Below are 5,069 nucleotides of genomic sequence, written 5' to 3'. Positions count from 1 at the left end.
TAGGGAAAGTTGTAGTCAAACATGCGTCACCTCAAAAGGAAAAAAGGAAAATGCCGACGAGGCCACCCGCGACGATGAGCAAGGCAGGGTGAACGTCAAACCTAATGGTTAGAAAGAAGGCGACGGCGGCTAAGAGCCACAACTCCCAGTTCGCCCGCCAGTTCGGCAGGGTCCCGAGCGCGGTGGGCGCAAAGTCCCAGACGACGAGAAGCAAAAGTGCGATAACAACCGGGCGCACGCCCTTTAAAAACCGCTTCATCGCGGCGTGCTCGCGGTAGCGCGCATAAAACGAGGCGAGAGCGATCATGGCGATAATGGTAGGCACGGTGATGCCGATTAAACCCATCGCCGCGCCGGGAACCCCCGCTATCTGATAGCCCACGTAGCCTGCCAATTTGGTGGCGATCGGTCCGGGCAGGGCGTTGCCGAAGGCAAAAGCGTCAAGAAACTCCTCGCGGCTCAGCCAGCCACGCACATCGACGACCTCCACCTGGATAAGGGGAATCATCGCGGGTCCGCCGCCAAAGCCAAAGACCCCCACCTTGGTGTATGAGTAGAGAAGCTCGAGCAGTTTCATTGTTTGTTTTTTACCACTCTGAAGAGATGAGACTTGGGAAAGAGGTGATTGTCAGAGCCTCCTCAGTCTCGCGGATCGAGCGCGTCGCGCAGGCCGTCACCAAAGAGGTTGAAGGCCAAGACTGTCACGAAGATGCTGAGGCCTGGCCAGGTCGCCATCCAGGGGGCTTGAGAGAGGAAGTTTTTGGCGGTGTTGAGCATGCCGCCCCAGCTCGGCAGGGGCGGCTGCACGCCCAGGCCCAAGAAGCTCAGCGCCGACTCGGCGATGATCGCCTCGGCGATCGCCAGGGTGGACTGCACCAGGATAGGCGCTAGCGCGTTGGGCAGGATGTAGTGAGCGATAATGCGCGCGTCTCCCGCCCCTATCGCCCTCGCCGACTCGACGTATTCCCTCGAGCGCACGCTCAAGACCTGCCCCCTGGTGAGGCGGGTAAAGACAGGTGCCGTGGCCAGGCCGATGGCGATGGTGGCATTGGTCAGGCTGGGACCCAGTGAAGCCGCTAGAGCGATGGCCAGGATGAGAAAGGGAAAGGCCAGCGCCGCGTCGGTTATGCGCATGATCACTTCGTCGACGCGGCCCCCGTAGTAGCCGGAGATGAGCCCCAGAGGCACCCCAACGAACAGGGCGATGACGACCGCGGCGATGCCCACCATCAGGCTGGCGCGAGCGCCGTAGACGACCCTCGAGAGGATGTCGCGGCCGTTTTCGTCGGTGCCCATGAGGTGTTCGGCGCCGGGAGCCTGACGAATCGCCGACCAGTCCGTCGCCGTCGGGTCGTAGGGCGCCAGGAGCGGCGCAAACACGGCCACCGCCGCCAGCAGCACGATAAACACCAGCGCCGCCACCGCCGTCGGACGCCTCAAAAAATGTCTGAGAGCGCGGCTCTTGATCCTGGAGGGGCGTGCTTGGGCGGTACGGGCCCGCGCCGTACCGATCACTGGCTACCGCCCACCTGAATGCGCGGGTCGATCACCGCATAGGTGATATCGACGAGAAAGTTGATGGCGATATACATGGTCGCGGTAAAGAGCACCACGCCTTGGACCACCGCGTAGTCGCGGTTGAAGACGGCGTCGACGATCAGCCTGCCGAAGCCGGGAATGCTGAAGACCTGCTCGGTGAGCACCGCGCCGCTGAAGAGCGCGCCCATCTGCAGGCCGATGATGGTGATCACCGGGATCAGGCCGTTGCGCAGGGCGTGGCGCAAGACGACCGTGCTCGGACGCAGCCCCTTGGCGGCAGCCGTGCGCACATAGTCCTGCTTCAAGACCTCGAGCATGGCGCTGCGCGTCTGCCGCATCAAGACCGCCGCCAACCCGGTGCCCAAGACCAGGGCGGGCATGATCATCCGCCGTATGTTCTCTACAGGGTCCTCGGCGAAGCTGACGTAGCCCGAGGCCGGCAAGAGCCTGAGCTGCACCGAAACGAGCAAGATCATCATGATGCCCAGCCAGAAGTTGGGCACCGACAGGCCGGTCAAGGCAAAGAGCGTGCTAGCGTGGTCGGCCAGGCTGCCCCGGCGCACCGCCGCGATCACCCCCGCGGGAATGGCGATGGCAATCGCCACGATGATGCTCATCACGCCCAGCTGGACGGTCACCGGCAGCTTCTCGAAGATCAGCTCAGTGACGGGCTGGCGGGTACGGATGGACTCGCCCAAATTGCCCTGCACCACCTGCAGGAGCCAGGCGCCGTACTGCACCGGGACGGGGTCGTTGAGCCGGTAGCGGTCGCGGATGAACTCGAGCACCGCCGGGTCGCGCTCTTCTCCCGCCAGGGCCAGCGCCGGGTCACCGGGCAAGAGGCGCTGAATGCCAAAGACCATCACCGTGACGATGAGCAGGGTCGGTATGGCGGTCAGCAGGCGCTTGACGATAAACTGCAGCAACATGAACGTCCCCTAGGGGTTGAGGCTCTCGAGCGCTGAAGGGACGGCTGGATGGGTACGCGACCCAATCCAGCCATCCTCAGAGAGCTTAGCCGACGCTGACGCCCTTGAGGCGAATCAGCCCGTCGGGATAGGCCTGGAAACCTTCCAGGCGGTTGCTGTGGGGAAAGAACAGGTTCTGGTGGAAGAGGTAGATGATGCTGCGCGCGGGCAAGTAGATGAGCGCGGCGTCGCGGTAGGCCTCATGGCGCTCCTCAAAAGCAGTGACGGTGCGGGCCCTGTTCAGCAGGCGGTCGACTTCCTCATCGCAGTAGCCCGACTGGTTGAGGCTGCCTTCGCAGGTGTGGTACTGGTGGATGTTGCCGTCCGGATCGAGGCGCCCCGACCAGCCCACCTGAAAGGCGTCGTACTGGCCTTCCTCCTGAAGGTTGAGGGCGCTGGCAAACTCGGTCGGACGTAAACTCACGTCAAACCCCGCCTCGGAGACCATAGCCTGGATCACCTCACCCGTCTGAACGCTGATAGGACTGTTGGCGACCATGAGCTCCACGGCCACCCGCTCGTGGCCCGCCTCGCTCAAGAGCTCGCGGGCGCGCGCGGCGTCGCGCTCCAAAACGGGATAGTCTTCGATGTACCAAGGGCTCGAGGGCGGCACGGGCTGGTTGCCGACGATGAACTCGCCGTCGTTGACAACCTGGTTGAGGGCCACGCGGTCGATAGCCAGATCGAAGGCCTCGCGCACGCGCGGGTCCTGCGAGAGCGGGTGGTCGCGCGGCTCGGGATTGGCGAGGTTGATGGTGACGCCCTGATAACCCAGGCTGGGTACCGAGGGCAGCTCGAGGTTGGGGTCGTTCCTGACGGTATTGAGATCGGTGGGTGCGGGGCGCTCCAAGATGTCCAGGTCGCCCGACTGCAAGTTGGCTAAGCGCACGCTGGCGTCGGGGATGGGCAGGAAGACGACGCGGTCGATCAGGACGTTTTCGGCGTCCCAGTAGTCGGCAAAACGCGCAAGCTCGATGCGGTCTTGGGCGACGCGGCGCACAAAGGAGAAGGGCCCGGAGCAGACCGGGTTGTTGCCGAACCCTTCGCCGCTTTCCTCCGCGGCGGTAGGCGAGATCATCATACCCGCGCGGTCGGAGAGTTGGGCGATGAGTGGCGTAAAGGGCTCGGAAAGGTTGACCTGCACCGTAAATTCACCCGTCACCTCGACCGAGTCGATCTGCTGGATCTCGCTGCGACGGTTCGAGCCGGGAAGGTTGAGCGAGCGCTCGAGGTTGTACTTGACCGCCTCGGCGTCTAGGGGCGTGCCGTCATGAAACACCACACCTTCACGAATGCCGAGCGTGAGCGTCAGCCCGTCCTCCGAGATGCTGTGCTCCGTGGCCAGCTGCGGGACGATCTCGAGGTCCGTGGTGATCTCGAAGAGCTTGTCGCAAAGGCTCGCAAAGACGATGCGGCCGACATAGGTGCGCGCCAAGTCCGGATCGAGAATATCGGGGTCTTCAGCCAGGCCGATGCGCACGGTCGACTGGGCCACAGCGAAGCCGGTGAGCAAGACGAGTACCGTGATGAGACAGCGCAGTTGTTTCACTGACCTTACCTCCTCAAATCAACTACAGTGCTGAACTATAGTGCTGATCGTGTTATGCCACAGGCAGAACAGGCAGCAATAGTTTGACTGCATGCGCAAACTTTACGTCAAGTAACCGCGCAATGTCAACACTTTCTCTTGATTTTTTGCGCAAGTCTTAATATCATAGCTTGACAAGCCCGCCAGACGGCGAACACATCAAGGTGGTAGGCACAGTAAGGCGGTAGACATATTAGATGAAACTCGACGCGCTCGACCAAAGGATCATCATTGCCCTTGAAGACGATGGCCGCAAACCCTTCCGGGAGATCGGCAGAGAGCTCGGGGTAGCCGAGGCGACCGTCCGAACTCGAGTGAACCGGCTGCTGGAGGCCGGCCTCATCCACATCACCGCCGTCGGCGACCCGCTCAAGCTGGGCGTGGAGGTGATGGCGCTTGTCCTGATCAAGGTGAGGCCTGGCGCAGTGCAAGAAACTGCCGAGGCTCTAGCGGGTTATTCCAACGTTCGCTTTGTGGCCACCTCGTTCGGCTCGGCCGACATCATCATTCAAACCCTGCACCCCCACCTGCAAAGCCTCCACACCTTTGTTTCACAAGAGTTGCCCCGAGCTGCTCCGCACATCACCAACACCGAAACCTTTCAGCTAGCGCAGAAGGTAAAGAGCACCTGGAACTGGCGGACCTGGTTTGAGCAGCAAGGGAGTTTGGGGGAAGTGCAGCATGCCTAGATCTACAAAACCATTCACAGCGATCACTATCACTACGACTAGGACAACACCGTCACGCCGGTTGTGGAAGTTCTCCCCGGCAACGCCGTGAGCTTCAGTGAGTGCGCCCGGCCGGGCGCACCAACAAAAAAAGCACCCCCAAAGGGGTGCTTTTAAGGTCATGATTATCCAGTTATAGACGCCTGCTGTGTGACTCCTTAGAAAGGAGGTGATCCAACCGCACCTTCCGGTACAGTTACCTTGTTACGACTTAACCCCAGTCATGAGTCACACCTTAAACACAAA

5 protein-coding genes and 1 rRNA gene are annotated in these 5,069 nt (G+C 61.6%); 1 reads left to right on the top strand and 5 read right to left on the bottom strand.

Annotated features, from left to right (window positions below; genetic code table 11):
* Nucleotides 1-31 precede the first annotated feature (31 nt).
* From M3498_13390 to M3498_13375, 4 genes are all read right to left on the bottom strand, one after another.
* On the bottom strand, nucleotides 32-577 hold the full coding sequence (locus tag M3498_13390) for a chromate transporter (protein MDQ3460269.1): 546 nt from the start codon (nucleotides 575-577) through the stop codon (nucleotides 32-34).
* Nucleotides 578-639: 62 nt separating this feature from the next.
* Nucleotides 640-1,440, bottom strand: a complete 801-nt coding sequence (locus tag M3498_13385) for an ABC transporter permease (protein ID MDQ3460268.1) — start codon at nucleotides 1,438-1,440, stop codon at nucleotides 640-642.
* A 71-nt stretch (nucleotides 1,441-1,511) separates the two neighbouring features.
* Complete coding sequence (locus tag M3498_13380; protein MDQ3460267.1) at nucleotides 1,512-2,465, bottom strand: ABC transporter permease; 954 nt, start codon at nucleotides 2,463-2,465, stop codon at nucleotides 1,512-1,514.
* Nucleotides 2,466-2,553: 88 nt separating this feature from the next.
* On the bottom strand, nucleotides 2,554-4,056 hold the full coding sequence (locus M3498_13375; GenBank protein MDQ3460266.1) for an ABC transporter substrate-binding protein: 1,503 nt from the start codon (nucleotides 4,054-4,056) through the stop codon (nucleotides 2,554-2,556).
* Nucleotides 4,057-4,292: 236 nt separating this feature from the next.
* On the opposite strand from M3498_13375, the gene M3498_13370 reads away from it, so the two are divergent.
* Nucleotides 4,293-4,784, top strand: a complete 492-nt coding sequence (locus M3498_13370; GenBank protein ID MDQ3460265.1) for an Lrp/AsnC family transcriptional regulator — start codon at nucleotides 4,293-4,295, stop codon at nucleotides 4,782-4,784.
* 201 nt (nucleotides 4,785-4,985) lie between these two features.
* Here the strand turns inward: M3498_13370 and M3498_13365 are convergent.
* A 16S ribosomal RNA gene (locus M3498_13365) occupies nucleotides 4,986-5,069 on the bottom strand; the annotation flags it as partial.

The organism is Deinococcota bacterium (assembly GCA_030858465.1).
In the GTDB taxonomy this organism is placed as follows: domain Bacteria; phylum Deinococcota; class Deinococci; order Deinococcales; family Trueperaceae; genus JALZLY01.
Note: the sequence above shows the minus strand (reverse complement) of the source record. Positions and strands in the feature narration are given on the sequence as shown.